This is a genomic window from Anabaena sp. AL09 (assembly GCF_001672255.1).
Taxonomy (GTDB): Bacteria; Cyanobacteriota; Cyanobacteriia; order Cyanobacteriales; family Nostocaceae; genus Dolichospermum; species Dolichospermum lemmermannii.
This window is the reverse complement of the sequence record NZ_LJOQ01000062.1, coordinates 17663-31548: the sequence shown is the minus strand read 5'-3', so window position 1 is coordinate 31548 and position 13886 is coordinate 17663. Positions and strand designations below refer to the sequence as shown.

Annotated in this window: 14 protein-coding genes; 6 read left to right on the top strand and 8 right to left on the bottom strand. The window is 39.1% G+C overall.

Annotated features, from left to right (window positions below):
- Positions 1-59: 59 nt before the first annotated feature.
- From AN490_RS12540 to AN490_RS12530, 3 genes are all read right to left on the bottom strand, one after another.
- Positions 60-221, bottom strand: coding sequence for a hypothetical protein (locus AN490_RS12540; protein WP_300003632.1), 162 nt, complete (start codon positions 219-221; stop codon positions 60-62).
- A gap of 674 nt (positions 222-895) precedes the next feature.
- Complete coding sequence (obgE, locus tag AN490_RS12535) at positions 896-1924, bottom strand: GTPase ObgE (protein ID WP_148764078.1); 1029 nt, start codon at positions 1922-1924, stop codon at positions 896-898.
- Positions 1925-2001: 77 nt separating this feature from the next.
- Positions 2002-2676 (bottom strand): Mo-dependent nitrogenase C-terminal domain-containing protein, encoded by a 675-nt coding sequence (locus AN490_RS12530; RefSeq protein ID WP_300003629.1) that lies wholly within the window; start codon positions 2674-2676, stop codon positions 2002-2004.
- A 248-nt stretch (positions 2677-2924) separates the two neighbouring features.
- On the opposite strand from AN490_RS12530, the gene AN490_RS12525 reads away from it, so the two are divergent.
- The gene (locus tag AN490_RS12525; RefSeq protein WP_300003628.1) at positions 2925-4025 is read left to right on the top strand and encodes a glutamate--cysteine ligase; all 1101 of its coding nucleotides are present in this window, start codon (positions 2925-2927) and stop codon (positions 4023-4025) included.
- A 38-nt stretch (positions 4026-4063) separates the two neighbouring features.
- Here AN490_RS12525 and AN490_RS12520 read toward each other — a convergent pair whose 3' ends face one another.
- The 3 genes from AN490_RS12520 to AN490_RS12510 all read right to left on the bottom strand — a co-directional run bounded on the left by AN490_RS12520 (position 4064) and on the right by AN490_RS12510 (position 7125).
- Positions 4064-5896 carry a penicillin-binding protein 2 gene (locus AN490_RS12520; RefSeq protein WP_300003626.1) on the bottom strand — a complete coding sequence of 611 codons (1833 nt, stop codon included), beginning with the start codon at positions 5894-5896 and terminating at the stop codon, positions 4064-4066.
- 63 nt (positions 5897-5959) lie between these two features.
- Positions 5960-6631: a hypothetical protein gene (locus AN490_RS12515; protein WP_300003624.1), complete on the bottom strand. Its 672-nt coding sequence runs from the start codon at positions 6629-6631 to the stop codon at positions 5960-5962.
- A 293-nt stretch (positions 6632-6924) separates the two neighbouring features.
- Entirely contained in the window at positions 6925-7125 is a 201-nt protein-coding gene (locus AN490_RS12510) for a hypothetical protein (protein WP_300003622.1), read from the bottom strand.
- A gap of 256 nt (positions 7126-7381) precedes the next feature.
- Here AN490_RS12510 and AN490_RS12505 point away from each other — a divergent pair, with 256 nt between their 5' ends.
- The 3 genes from AN490_RS12505 to glgB all read left to right on the top strand — a co-directional run bounded on the left by AN490_RS12505 (position 7382) and on the right by glgB (position 10930).
- Entirely contained in the window at positions 7382-8071 is a 690-nt protein-coding gene (locus tag AN490_RS12505; RefSeq protein ID WP_300003620.1) for a glutathione S-transferase family protein, read from the top strand.
- Between the two features lie 40 nt (positions 8072-8111).
- Positions 8112-8426, top strand: coding sequence for a hypothetical protein (locus AN490_RS12500; RefSeq protein ID WP_300003618.1), 315 nt, complete (start codon positions 8112-8114; stop codon positions 8424-8426).
- A 212-nt stretch (positions 8427-8638) separates the two neighbouring features.
- Entirely contained in the window at positions 8639-10930 is a 2292-nt protein-coding gene (glgB, locus tag AN490_RS12495) for a 1,4-alpha-glucan branching enzyme (RefSeq protein WP_300003616.1), read from the top strand.
- 199 nt (positions 10931-11129) lie between these two features.
- Here the strand turns inward: glgB and AN490_RS12490 are convergent, their stop codons facing one another.
- A complete protein-coding gene (locus tag AN490_RS12490) occupies positions 11130-11999 on the bottom strand; it encodes an alpha/beta fold hydrolase (RefSeq protein WP_300003614.1) in 870 nt (289 codons plus the stop codon).
- Positions 12000-12663: 664 nt separating this feature from the next.
- Here AN490_RS12490 and AN490_RS12485 point away from each other — a divergent pair.
- Entirely contained in the window at positions 12664-12909 is a 246-nt protein-coding gene (locus AN490_RS12485) for a UPF0175 family protein (RefSeq protein WP_053540774.1), read from the top strand.
- The gene (locus AN490_RS12480) at positions 12906-13397 is read left to right on the top strand and encodes a DUF3368 domain-containing protein (protein WP_300003611.1); all 492 of its coding nucleotides are present in this window, start codon (positions 12906-12908) and stop codon (positions 13395-13397) included. The genes AN490_RS12485 and AN490_RS12480 overlap by 4 nt, the downstream gene beginning before the upstream one ends.
- A gap of 290 nt (positions 13398-13687) precedes the next feature.
- Here AN490_RS12480 and AN490_RS12475 read toward each other — a convergent pair whose 3' ends face one another.
- The gene (locus AN490_RS12475; protein WP_300003609.1) at positions 13688-13837 is read right to left on the bottom strand and encodes a hypothetical protein; all 150 of its coding nucleotides are present in this window, start codon (positions 13835-13837) and stop codon (positions 13688-13690) included.
- Between the last annotated feature and the right edge of the window lie 49 nt (positions 13838-13886).

Sequence of the window (13886 nt, the reverse complement as noted above, 5' to 3'; positions counted from 1 at the left end):
CAAGGTGTTATGACCTAGATAACGTTTACTCATGTTTTGAGTGGTTTGGTTCACATAAACTACAGATTACTCCGTTTATTTATGCTCTCTCGCTCTGGGGAAAGAATAACTGTTTCTACTCCCTCGACAATTCCCGTTTGTAGGGTGTGATATTTGGAAACAGAGAAATCAATAAAGACAACTGTTGTCGCGGTTTGACTGAGAAAAGAGTTATTTGACATATTTTTGATTTCCGCACCTGATCAGGAAGTGTAGTTTTCTATTGCACTGTGGAATACAAAGGTTTAGCAATGCTAAACCCCTACAATTTCTAATTCCAACTCGTTTCAATATTCAATACAGGTATAATCGTAAGAGATTCTACTGATAAACAAAACCGTAATTTTGGGGTAATTAATAATCTTTTTATGACATATACTTAGTGTGACGCAAGTGACTAAATCTCAATTAAGCCTTTAAAACCATCAATTCATCGTCATAAACAATACCTTGTCCATTTTTTGTAGCGACAGCGCAACCCAACGCTCATGTTGGGTTTCATGCTATTGCTCCGCAACGCTCACGCGAACAACCCAACCTACGAATCAAGGCTTTTTTCGATTTGGACAAGATACTGAAATATCATTTGTGATTCCTATATATACTTAGGATTGGCGGAAAAAGTCTATCGGCTGCAAGTGAATGCTCCTTCGTCAATCAGCCAGCCAGCAGTATTCCTAAGAGGATGTTTGAAAAGTGGTATTCCGTAATTTTCATCACCCAGTTCCCTCCCCTTTACAAGGGGAGGGTTAGGGTGGGGTAAAAAATATTTGATACATCAACCATAACTTTTCAAACACCCTCTAAGGGACAACGATAACGATCTTGAATTAAATCAACAAAATCAACTCATCAACTAAACCACAACCTCTTCCGCTTCCAACACATTAATTTCATCTAAAATCCGCCAAATTTCCTGCATCATTGCATCTAAACCAGTGCGAGTTACCGCAGAAATTATAAAAACTGGTGCTAAAGCCAGATGATTTAATTGCATAGCTAAAGCTTCCAAATCAACAGTTTCCCTATCAACAGCATCAATTTTATTTAAAGCTAAAATCTGCGGACGTTTAGCTAAACCCCGTCCATAAGCTTTCAGTTCTTCTTGAATAGTATGAAAATCAGCGATGATATCTTCACTTGTCGCATCAATTAAGTGTAATAAAACCCTTGTCCGTTCAATGTGACGCAAGAAATCATGACCTAAACCCGCACCATGAGAAGCACCTGCAATTAAACCGGGAATATCAGCAAAAACAGTACCATCACCCGTAGGTTTTTTTACCACACCCAAATTAGGAATTAAGGTAGTAAAAGGATAATCAGCGATTTTCGGACGTGCGGCTGATAAAGAAGAAATTAAAGTTGATTTACCCGCATTTGGTAAACCAATAATTCCTACTTCTGCTAACAATTTCAACTCTAAACGTAATACCTTCTTTTCCCCTTCTAACCCAGGAAGGGCATATTCGGGGACGCGGTTACTATTACTTAAAAAATGTTGGTTTCCTAGCCCACCTTTACCACCTTTAGCAACCTGAAAACTTTGACCAGGTTCAACTATATCGCATAGTAAAGCACTCGTTGCCGCATCATAAACAGAAGTACCACAGGGAACTTCAACTATTAAATCTTTTCCACCTGCACCGGTACAATTATTTGGACCACCACGTTCTCCATTTTGCGCCTTAAACAAATGCTTATATCGAAAATCTAACAAGGTTTGGAGGTTGTTATCAGCCACAAAAATGATTGAACCGCCTCTTCCGCCATTACCACCGGAAGGACCACCTGCTGGTACATATTTCTCTCTGCGGAAAGCAACAATACCATCGCCTCCGTCACCTGCTTCTACTTCAATTACTGATTGGTCTATAAATTGCATAATTTAGTCAGTTGTCAGTTGTTAGTTGTTAGTTGTCAGTTGTCAATTACGCTAACAATTGACTACTAACAACTAATTTAAATATAAGGTGTAACATCCTCGCCACAGTCGTCTGCTAGGTAGGAAAGGGCGCGAAAGCGTAAACCTACCATTTGTTCATAAAGGGGGTTAATTTTACACAATGGCGGAATATGAACTATTTTCCGCCCGAATAGAGTTACATCTCTTTCAAAGGGACACTGGGAAGGAATCATCTTACACAAAAATTTCGCCACTCTGGGGTCTTGAATATCTAAACCGTCTAACCACTGACGCAAGGGACGTAAAGCGTCTGGGTGTGGGGCTTGAAGTCCAGCCGCAGGGAAATCGTTTATTTGTGCGGTATCTTCTAGGGTCTGACGTAAAGCCGTGAGTAAACTTTCTTGCAGTTCTAATTTTTGACACAATTGCTGAAGTAGGTCATCTTCACTAGGTGAGTATATACCATCAGCGATCGCTACCATTACCGCTGTCCGCAAGAAATTTTCCGCTACAGGCGTACCTTTACCCAATATAGCCGCTAATTCATCTGGTTCAATTATCTCTAGAGTATTCCAATCAACAGAAGGGGCTAATTCATCTTTGGTCAGATTAGTAATTAATTCCTGTTCTTGAGTATCAAAGTTACCATCAGCCCAAGCAATGGTCAGTAATCCACGTAACCAAGCAATAATTTGTTCGCTACTGTAAGGAGTTTGAGCAGTAGTTGTCATAAAAACTCAGTCCTGTAATTTTTATTAGTCAATATTAAGTTACCCTGAAGATAACTAAATTTCTGTACATTTAATTGGTGAAAATAAAGTAAATGTAGTCCAAGATGATCAGGAATTTTGTTGGGTTTCCTTGCTTCAACTCAACCTCCGAGATAAAAACTTTTTAGCCCGAACTAAGCAGTATTGATTCACAACGGCATAAAATATGGATATAATTGATTATGTTTGTCATTAATTAGGTATAAAGTATGTTCTCCTTTGGTATTGAACATGAAGTTGCTTTTCTCAATCATCAAGGAAAATTCGCAGATTTCCAGAATACAAAATTTGCAGATTTTCAGCAAATTGTTGACAAATTACCTATCTATCCCACTGACTATCCACAATTAAGAGTTGGTGATGCTGGGATTAAGAAAAAGCGTTGGTATATTGAAGGATTTGAAAGATTTAGCGACTCTGAAGCAGTAATTGACTGTGTAGCTAAAGGTATTGAAATTAGAACAACTATCCACTCTACTATTCAAGGAGCAATTGATGAATTAACCGCAAGTTTTATTTTATTACGTGATGTTGCTGCTAACTTTGGTTTTTCACCTGTTTTAGCCAGTTTTAATCCCTATACTTGCGTATTTAAACCACAACCCCCATTAAATGATTTTGAAATTAGGCAATTACAAGCTTATCCAGATGAACAAACTGCTCATATTTATATGGTTTCCTATGGACCAGATTTAAATATTTCTATGGCAAATTTATCTACTGAAAGGTTAATTGACATTGGTAAAAAGTTAACTTATTACAGCCCTTACATCATTCCTTTTAGTTATAGTTCTCCTTTTTATAATGGTGGTTTATGGGAAGGTTTATCAGTGAGGACATTTATTAGAACAGGAAAAAGATCCGCAACATTAGTTTTTTTAGAAACAGCAGAAGAACTGATTAAAAGTGTGCCTTCATTAACAAAAATTGCCCGCATTCCCTCAGAAGTAGGACGGATAGAATTTAAAGCTTGTGATAGTTGTGATAATTTCGCTATTTATGCAGGTTTATTAGCTTTATTAAAAGGTTTAGTATTAGATGAAACTTTACCAGGTAGAGCTATGATACCTGATGCTAATTTACACCAAATTTCGGCAAAATCAGGCTTTGAAAATGAAGACATTTTCGTTAACTCTTACAAACTTTTACAAGTTGCTGAAATTGCCCTTAAAGATGATCCTGATCTTGAATTTTTAACTCCATTAAAAGTCATTTTATCCGAGAAAAAAACAAAATCTCATGAATTAATTCAGTTATTCCAAAATTTAGGTTCAATTGAAGCCACTCTCAAGAAAAGTTATAACAGGTAATAGGTAATATTTACCAATGACCAATGACCAATGACGAATTACTTTTTCTTTTCCTCCTTTTCCTTACTAGGAGGAATTTGTTCAATAGGAATTAGTGATTCCATCACAGTTTTCACAATTGGTGCAGCTACTGTAGAACCATAGGCATTTTCTCCCTTTGGTTCATCCACAACTGCAAACACTACATAACGAGGAGATTCAACGGGCAAAATAGCGACAAAACTGGTAATTCTTGCACCCTTAATATATCCACCATTAGGACTAGCTTTTTGGGCTGTTCCCGTTTTTCCACCAATGCGATATCCGGAAATTTTTGCAGCTTTACCAGTACCCACATTCACTACTGTTTCCATCATTTCCACAACCTTTTGAGTAGTTGTAGCTGAAAAAATTTGCCGTGGTTCTGGGAGAGTCAGTGAATGGTGCGTTACTCCTTGACTATCAATTAATCCTCGGACTACATGAGGTGTCACTAATTTGCCCCCATTAGCTAATGCACCATGTAGTTGTACCAGTTGTAATGGAGTTAGAGAAAAACCTTGTCCAAAAGATGTTGTGGCTGGTTCAATGGCTGAAGAGATAAATTGTTCTTGACTTTTTAGTTGACCCGTAACTTCAAAGGGTAAATCCGTTTTAACTTTTTGTCCTAGTCCTAAACGTTCTAGCCAATTGTAGTATATGGATGGTTTTAATCGTTGAATGATTCTCACCATGCCAATGTTACTAGAAGTTTGTAAAATCTCAGGAATAGTTAATCGGCGATAACCAGTTTTTTCGGCATTTTTGATCGTATGTGTCCCGATTTTAATCGAACCAGGATCTTCAAAAGTATCGTCTGGTTTGATTGCACCATTTTCTAGAGCGATCGCCACATTTACAGGTTTAAAAGTTGATCCCGGTTCATAAAGATCAGCCACAGTCCAATTTCTAAACAGAGAAATATCAGATTTAGAATATTGATTTGGGTTATAGGTAGGTTGGGAAACCAAAGCAAGTATTGAACCATCAACCGCATCCATGACAACCACTGCGCCCCGTTTGGCACTAAATTTAGTCATTTGTTCTTTTAACGCCGCACGGGCTACCCGTTGCACACGGCTATCAATAGTTAGTTGCAGTTTTAAATCATCAGAATTCAGAAATCCCTCGGTCACATACTTCGGCATCAACGACCCATTTCCCGACTTACTCATGCGAACTATTTGTCCAGAACGTTCCAATAACTTTTCCTGACTATATTCCACACCAGCCTGACCACGACGGTCAAGATTAACATAGCCCACCACATCTGCTACCAAATCATCTTGGGGATAAAATCGAGAGTATTTTTGAATAAACTCGAACCCATTCAAGCGGAGTGATATCAACTTATCAGTAATATCTTCAGAAACACCAGAAGCTAGTAAAATTCCACTGCGTTTACTTTGGAATATTTTAACTAAATCAGCCTTTTCTCTGCCAATAACCGGACCAATTTTCTCAGCAATTTCCTCCTGGGATAGATCAAATAACTTGGGATGGCTATAGACATTATAAACAGGACGGTCAATAGCCAATATATTATTACCCCGATCTACTACCGGACGACGGGGAATATAAGGGCGTAAATTGACCATTTGCTGGTTTCGTGCCTTTTGAGTCAGCTTTTTTCCCTGAACAATTTGTAACTGATATAAGTTAAATGCCAACCCTAGCATGGCAATCATCAACACACCCCACACAGCCAACAATCGTAATTTAATATTGGGTGGGTTTTCCGGTATTTTCGGATCAATATTTCCTATCTGAGATTGTTTAGAGAACTTTCGTTGTCGTCTGAATTCTAAATTACGTAAATTTCTCAATTTTGTTTTAATTGATGACTTCACCATTAGAGCAACATATAAGTTAGGGAATAGGAAATAGAAAGAATTTGACCAATTACCAATTACCAATTAATATCCTAATGGAGAAGGAGGTTCAGGTTGTAATTCTGGTTGAGAAGTTGAAAATGACGATTTGGGATAATTATTAGATGTTGGTGGTAAGAAAATTGTCCCTTCAGAAGTCGGTGATACCATTTTCGTACCAGGCTGTTCGGCTTCCTGTGCCATTTTGCTAGTCAGTGTCGCATTGGCAGTATTTAACTGTCGCTCATGACGTTGTAAGCTTTGTAGTTTACGGTACGAGTCACTCCAAAGCTCTTGAGAATATACTGTCCAACCATAAACTATTAATGTCGCTACCACTAATAAAAATGTGAAAACGGATGAATAGCGATTAACTGTATACATACGTAGCAACCATGTTGGCATAGTCGCAGCATTACTCATTTTATTTAGAGTAGCAGTTGATTGTTTATCGGTCTCGGTAGGTTGTTTTTTACTCGTTTCTAAGCTGGAAATGCGGGTTGCTGTCTTATTTCTGCGAGAACCTAAAAAATTTAAATTTATCCAAGCATTCCGGGAAATAGGTGATTTAACTGCTATCGGTTCACTCAGAAGTCGGGAGAAATTCTGTGTCTTTTTATTCGGACTTCGAGAACGTCGTCTATTCAATGACAAAGGAAACCTGCCCCATAACCAGGCATTTTTTGGGGAAACTGCTGATTTACGTTCAAAAACCATAATTTTTCTGATGGTAAATACTTTATTTTTGACTTGATTGAATTTTACCTAAAGTTGCATTAATCAGATCAAGAATTTGAAGCTATTCTAACTCTTAATCATGATCTATTCGTGTTACATATAATCTACAAAAATGTTACAAAAAAGAATGAGTTGAAATATGTAATCAGAAAGTCCTTAAAAAAAATCAAGAAATAAGGTATCTTATTCAACAGGCTGCATATTTTATTGCCACAATTGGTGAAAGAGGAGTTATGAAGACAAGAATTTTTGGTTTGGCTCTAATGTTAAGTCTAGCTACCATGCTTGGAGCTTGTGACGGTGGTAGTCAACCAGCAGGTACTACCAGTTCTCCAGCAGCAACCACAGGTGGCGAACCAGCAGATACTGGTGCCGACAACCTCTCCTGCGGCGACAACCTCTCCTGCGGCGACAACCTCTCCTGCGGCGACAACCTCTCCTGCGGCGACAACCTCTCCTGCGGCTACTCCCAAAAAACCTTAGTATAGGGTAGTACATCGCCCTTCGTGATTAGTTGGCATCTTTAAAAATTATTTTTCACAAAACTATACTGAGAAAGTTAGCTTAATTTGTGGATAAAGACTAAAGATTCAACTGCCTAATGGTATCAAGTTGGGTAAAAAACAGGAACATTCATCAGGTTTTGCTTCTGGGCTAGATTCAGTTCTCGCCCAGTCTGATTTTTTTATGTTCGTTTTCGTTTTGTCAGTAACCAAGTAAGATCAATGTATGTTGTTACTGCAATTTAGTACATCTCATTATTGTCGCAAAGCCCGATTGGCATTGGGTTATAAGGGAATTAGTTATCAAGTTGAGAATTTAACTCCAGGGCTGCATATTTTAAAGGTCAAGCCCTTAACTGGGTTAACGACACTACCGGTACTGTTACCCCAAATTGTCGGACAACCCCAAACTATTGCTGACTCTACAGAAATTTTCAAATTTTTAGAAAGCTATCAACCTGAACCTACTCTATTTTTACCCAATTCAGAACAGCAAACTCAAGCTGCGATGTTGGAAGATTGGTTAGATGAAAGTATAGGAACAGCTACTAGGTTTGTATATTATCAATTTCGCGCTAGTGAAGGTAAGTCAATTGACCCCTCGCTATTTAGCCAAATGGTGATTAAAATAGTTAGACAACAATATGGTATTAATGATACTACCGTTGAATTAGCGCGAAAAAGACTCGCCAATGCTTTGTTAGTATTATCTGCATATTGGCAAAAAAGTGATTATTTAGTGGGTAGCCGCTTGAGTATAGCTGATATTGCGGCGGCGGCTTTATTGAGTCCTTTAGCATTGATTCCCGATTATCGTCAGGAGTATCCACAGGTTTTTGAACGAATTATCAATATCCACCAGCTATGTGCTGAACCATTACCACCTGGACTTGAGAAATTAAAAATTAGAAATTAAAAATTAAAAAAAATAGAATTTAGAACTCCAAGAGAAATTGATGAAACGCATACTGCTGCTTATTTTGAGCGTGACCACTAGCATTTTAATCGTATTAGTGGGTCATAGTGGTAAAGCAGTGATGGCATTACCATCACAAGAAGATATACCAGAAGAGATATTGCGGACAGAGATTATTCTAACAGTGCGATCGCCCATTGATGGTAAAGTCCTTACGCCCGCAGAATATGCCGAATTGGAAACACAAATTCAAATAAGTCCACCACCACGATTAGCTTCTGGTATCCGCGATAAAGTATTTTTGCTGCAACTACGCAAAACATTATTACAACTTTTCCCATTTTTAAGTATTTAATCAGGGAATAGGGGAGCAGGGAATAGGGGAGCAGGGGAGGTTGGGGAGGTTGGGGAGGTTGGGGAGGTTGGGGAGGTTGGGGAGGAATTTCTTTCTGACAACTGATAACTAACAACTGACAACTGACAACTGACAGTGGCGACAAAGATGCAAGAATATGAATAGTTAAAAAGTAGATTTAGTTAATCACCATATATCACATAGGTAGCTTCATGTCCACAATCACAGTCGCCCCTGAACAGGTTAATCGCATTGTTGGCAATCAACATCACGATCCCTTTGAAATTCTGGGTTCTCATCTCATCGAGCAAAATGGTAAAACTGTCTGGGCTGTGCGAGCCTATCTCCCAAATGCCAGCGCTGCGTGGGTAGTAGTTCCAGAGGAACGGAAAGAATACCCCATGGATACAGTGCATAATCCACACTTTTTTGAATGCACCATTGAAACCCCAGAACTAAAAAATTATCAGTTACGCATTAAAGAAGGGGAACATGAGCGGGTGGTTAATGATCCCTACGCTTTCCGTTCTGCCCACTTAACAGAATTCGATCTACATTTATTTAGTGAAGGCAACCATCACCGCATTTACGAAAAATTAGGAGCGCACTCCACAGAAGTAGATGGTGTCAAAGGCGTTTATTTTGCCGTTTGGGCTCCCAATGCCCGCAACGTTTCCTTATTGGGAGATTTTAACCTGTGGGATGGACGCAAACACCAGATGCGGAAAGGACACACAGGCATTTGGGAATTATTTATTCCCGAAATAGGTGTAGGAGAACATTACAAATACGAAATCAAAAATTTTGAAGGACATATTTACGAAAAATCTGATCCTTACGGTTTCCAGCAAGAACCCCGGCCAAAAACAGCATCTATTGTTACTGACTTAACTTCCTACACCTGGAAAGACGAAGACTGGCTGGAAAAGCGGCGACATAGTGACCCCTTGAGTCAACCCATTTCCGTTTACGAAGTCCATTTAGGCTCTTGGTTACACACTGCTAGTGCAGAACCTGCCAAATTACCCAATGGGGAAACTGAAGCTGTCGTTGTCGTTTCCGAACTAAAACCCGGCGCTCGGTTTCTGACTTATCGGGAACTAGCAGACAAACTCATTCCCTACGTCAAGAAATTAGGATATACCCATTTAGAACTCCTCCCAATTGCCGAACATCCCTTTGATGGTTCTTGGGGTTATCAAGTAACCGGTTATTTTGCGCCTACTTCCCGTTTTGGTACACCTGAAGACTTCATGTACTTTGTGGACGAATGCCATAACAATGGTATTGGTGTCATTGTAGACTGGGTTCCTGGCCACTTCCCCAAAGATGGACATGGTTTAGCATTCTTTGATGGTAGTCACTTGTATGAACACTCTGATGCTCGCAAAGGTGAACATAAAGAATGGGGGACTTTAGTATTTAACTACAATCGCCATGAAGTCCGTAATTTCCTAGTGGCTAATGCCCTGTTCTGGTTTGATAAATACCACATTGACGGAATTCGGGTTGATGCGGTTGCTTCCATGCTCTACCTTGATTATTGCCGAGAACCAGGAGAATGGTTGCCTAACGAATACGGTGGTCGAGAAAATTTAGAAGCTGCTGATTTTTTACGTCAAGTTAATAGCTTGTTGTTTAGTCATTATCCTGGTGTGCTTTCCATTGCGGAGGAGTCCACATCTTGGCCAATGGTATCTTGGCCTACCTACACAGGTGGATTGGGCTTTAATTTAAAATGGAATATGGGTTGGATGCACGATATGCTGGACTACTTCAGCATGGACCCCTGGTTTCGCCAGTTCCATCAAAATAACATCACCTTTAGTATGTGGTATAACCACAGCGAGAACTTCATGTTAGCTCTCTCCCATGATGAAATCGTGCATGGTAAGAGTAATATGATTGGTAAAATGCCGGGTGATGAATGGCAGAAGTTAGCTAATATCCGCTGTTTGTTTACTTATATGTTCGCTCACCCCGGCAAGAAAACCATGTTTATGAGCATGGAATTTGGTCAGTGGAGTGAGTGGAATGCTTGGGCTGATTTGGAATGGCATCTATTACAGTTTGAACCACACCGACAGTTAAAGGATTTTTTCCAGTCTCTTAACCATTTTTATCGTTCTGAACCAGCTTTATACACTCAAGATTTTGACCAAGCCGGGTTTGAGTGGATTGACTGTACTGATAACCGTCATAGTGTGGTTTCTTTTGTCCGTCGTGACAAGAATTCTGACGATTTTATGATTGTGGTTTGTAATTTTACCCCTCAACCCCATTCTCATTATCGTATTGGTGTGCCAGAAAAGGGTTTCTACACTGAGTTGTTCAATAGTGATGCGCGTCAGTATGGCGGTAGTAATATGGGCAATTTAGGTGGTAAGTGGACTGATGATTGGTCTTTGCATAATCGTCCTTATTCCTTAGATTTGTGTTTACCTCCTTTGGGTGTATTAATGCTCAAGTTGGATAAACAGAAATCTGCACAGGTAATGGAATAATCCTGTAGGGTGGGCATTGCTCACCCTATGTTTTTCTTAGTGAGTTTGTCGTTACATACTTTGGTTTTTTTACGTCGTTCTACTTAGCAAGACGTTATTTGTCGCAATCTCTGTCAAAATTAGAACTAGATGATCATGAATTTGAGCTATGGGTTTGTTTTCAACAGATAATTGTCGTGTTACATAAATGCTAGATGACCTAGAACACCAAACTACCAAGATTTAAAAACCTAGCAATTTCATCCAACAGTGATTGCGGTTCATCAACACGAATTAAATGTCCGCTGTTCTCAAATATTTTCAAGTAGGCATTAGGAATAGCTTGAGCAATTTCTTCAGAAAACTCTGGGGCGCAGATCCAGTCATGCCGCCCTGCAATCACAAGAGTTGGTGAGGTAATCTTATGTAATTCGTTGAGGATATTATAGTCATTTAAGAAGCCACTAAAGGCAACATTAATGGCATCAACAGAGAGAATTGTTTCGTCTGAGTCTGGGGAATTTAATTTCCGGTCATTGTTTTGGGAGTACATTGAACCCATCACCCGAAAAAATTGGCGTAGCTGTTCTTCATTTTCAAAATTACCTGACCAAAGTTGAAGAGCAATTGCTTTTTGTTCTTCGTTTCCCCGTTCTGCCAGAATTTCCTGAGCGCGTTCTAGAAACCGGGAATTAGCTGCTGTGGCAATGACAATCAGGTGTGAAACATTTTGGGGATACTTCACAGCATAAGAAAGAGCAACCATACCTCCATAGGAAGAACCGATTAAAACGATTTTCTCCAGTCCTAGATATTGGCGTAGGGCTTCCATATCGTCAACATTATTATCCAGGGTATAGGTTTCTTTGAGTCCACGGGCTGACCTTCCCTGCCCCCGATGGTCAAAATAGACTAGCTGGAGGTGATGGACGAGGGGAGAAAAGCACGGTTTATAACTCGTGTGGTCAACTCCAGGTCCGCCGTGAATTATGAAAGCAACAGGTTTCTGACGTATTCCTTGTTCTTCAACTACCAAACTACAGCCGTCAACATCAAAATAGATTTCTGTATCCCGTATTTTAGCTCGCATTCTTGAGTGTCAACCCCAGTAACTCATGTTCAATTCTGCCGTAATGATAACACCAAATTAATAGAGCGCGGCTCTTTTGAGAAGACAATTTTCATCCTGATATAAAGCGTAAAGTTCATGAAAGGTAAGGATTGTAAGTTTTAGGCATTCCGAAAAGGGGGTCGCTCAAATTTAAAAATTGAGATCATATCTTTATTTTGCAAGTCTTGGACATTCGGCTTCAGCGTTTGAGAATCCATCGGTTTTTACTCCCCACCCTAATAAATTCACTACCGTAAATTTTCCCTTTAACATCAAGGATTATACAAACAGTGAAAATACGGAAGCAACGCTTTTACATATTTCTTATTATTTCTTGTCATTACGGGTAAATTATGCTAGTAAAGCGCAAATCATTTAAAAAATTTAACATAGCATCATTAATGACAAATTAATATAAGTATTGAATCATAGATGCGATCGCTTAAAGTTAATTTATGGCAAAATGCGATATTACATAAAATGCCACTGCTTATACTATAGCGGTTATTGGTTGAGTGAAATACAAGAAACCAACACCCTCTCTGCAAGCGAGGAGGGGGCTTATGACTGTATATCATGCGAGTGCATACCGCTATAATGATTGTAATGAATTATAATAATAATGGTTCAGAGGATTATGAATATGAGTGTAGTTATTCCTAATGAAATACTAACCACAACTCGCATGAATGAAGAGGAAATGAAACGAGAAATTGCGATTATGCTGTTTCAAAAGGAAAAGTTAACTCTTGCTCAAGCTAGTCGCTTTGCTGGTATGAATCGTATAGCATTTCAACATTTACTCGCAAGTTATCAAATCCCTATTCATTACGGAGTAGAGGATTTTGAACAAGATATCAAGAATTTGCGGGAGATGGGTAGACTGTGATTGTTGTCAGCGATACTTCACCCATTAATAATCTTGCAGCTATTAACCAGCTTCACTTATTACAACAGCTTTACGGAACAGTTCTAATTCCTGAAGCCGTTTATCAAGAATTAACTGATCCTGATTTTCCCGTAGCGGGTGGAAAGGAAGTACAAACTTTTACTTGGATTCAAATCCGTGCAATTGAAGATCGGACGATGCTTAAAGCACTTAGCAGTGAACTTGATCCTGGAGAAGCAGAGGCTATAGTTTTAGCCTTAGAAATGAAAGCAGAACAAGTTTTAATTGATGAACGTCGTGGCCGCATGATTGCTGCTAGACTTAATCTCCATTATACCGGAATTTTAGGAGTTTTAGTAGAAGCCAAAAGTCAAGGTTTCATTTCTACTGTTAAACCTCTGTTAGATGATCTTATTAATAAAGCAGGATTTTGGGTTACTGAACCTTTGTATAAAAGTGTCTTACGGCTAGTTAATGAAACAAAGTAAAATCAGGTCAGAAGATTATGGGTAATTATTTAATCATAGATGCGATCGCCAGTAGGGGCAAACCCCCTGTGGTTGCCCCTAATACTGGGGTAGGCACGGAGGCGCTACCTTTATTTAAAATATTGAGTTCTTAAATACACAAAAATATTACTTAGTCTAAGAATATCAGCCGATAAAGTTTCTTAACAAAAGCTCTACTGTTTAAGCTAAAAGTTAGACAGTGAAATACTTTGAGAACTGTCACCTAACAGTTGAGGGTGGAGAATGTGGGATATATACTATGCTAGGGATCAATAGGTGATCCCCTTCTCAGTTTCCCCCAAGTGAGTTTCCCAACCTTGCTCGTAAATATGCTCAATGTCTTGCTCACTAGGACATTTACCACGTCTTAACGCCTTTCTCGCTCTGAGAAAAGCTTCTGTATATCCTGGTCTAGTCATTTAAGGTTGGCGATCGCCAGGTAAATGCACAGGCTAACACTTAGTTTCT

What these genes read in the sequence shown, in the direction of transcription:
- AN490_RS12540 (WP_300003632.1), bottom strand. Translation starts at nt 221, where the DNA reads ATGTCAAATAACTCTTTTCTCAGTCAAACCGCGACAACAGTTGTCTTT.
- obgE (WP_148764078.1), bottom strand. Translation starts at nt 1,924, where the DNA reads ATGCAATTTATAGACCAATCAGTAATTGAAGTAGAAGCAGGTGACGGA.
- AN490_RS12530 (WP_300003629.1), bottom strand. Translation starts at nt 2,676, where the DNA reads ATGACAACTACTGCTCAAACTCCTTACAGTAGCGAACAAATTATTGCT.
- AN490_RS12525 (WP_300003628.1), top strand. Translation starts at nt 2,925, where the DNA reads ATGTTCTCCTTTGGTATTGAACATGAAGTTGCTTTTCTCAATCATCAA.
- AN490_RS12520 (WP_300003626.1), bottom strand. Translation starts at nt 5,896, where the DNA reads ATGGTGAAGTCATCAATTAAAACAAAATTGAGAAATTTACGTAATTTA.
- AN490_RS12515 (WP_300003624.1), bottom strand. Translation starts at nt 6,631, where the DNA reads ATGGTTTTTGAACGTAAATCAGCAGTTTCCCCAAAAAATGCCTGGTTA.
- AN490_RS12505 (WP_300003620.1), top strand. Translation starts at nt 7,382, where the DNA reads ATGTTGTTACTGCAATTTAGTACATCTCATTATTGTCGCAAAGCCCGA.
- AN490_RS12500 (WP_300003618.1), top strand. Translation starts at nt 8,112, where the DNA reads ATGAAACGCATACTGCTGCTTATTTTGAGCGTGACCACTAGCATTTTA.
- glgB (WP_300003616.1), top strand. Translation starts at nt 8,639, where the DNA reads ATGTCCACAATCACAGTCGCCCCTGAACAGGTTAATCGCATTGTTGGC.
- AN490_RS12490 (WP_300003614.1), bottom strand. Translation starts at nt 11,999, where the DNA reads ATGCGAGCTAAAATACGGGATACAGAAATCTATTTTGATGTTGACGGC.
- AN490_RS12485 (WP_053540774.1), top strand. Translation starts at nt 12,664, where the DNA reads ATGAGTGTAGTTATTCCTAATGAAATACTAACCACAACTCGCATGAAT.
- AN490_RS12475 (WP_300003609.1), bottom strand. Translation starts at nt 13,837, where the DNA reads ATGACTAGACCAGGATATACAGAAGCTTTTCTCAGAGCGAGAAAGGCG.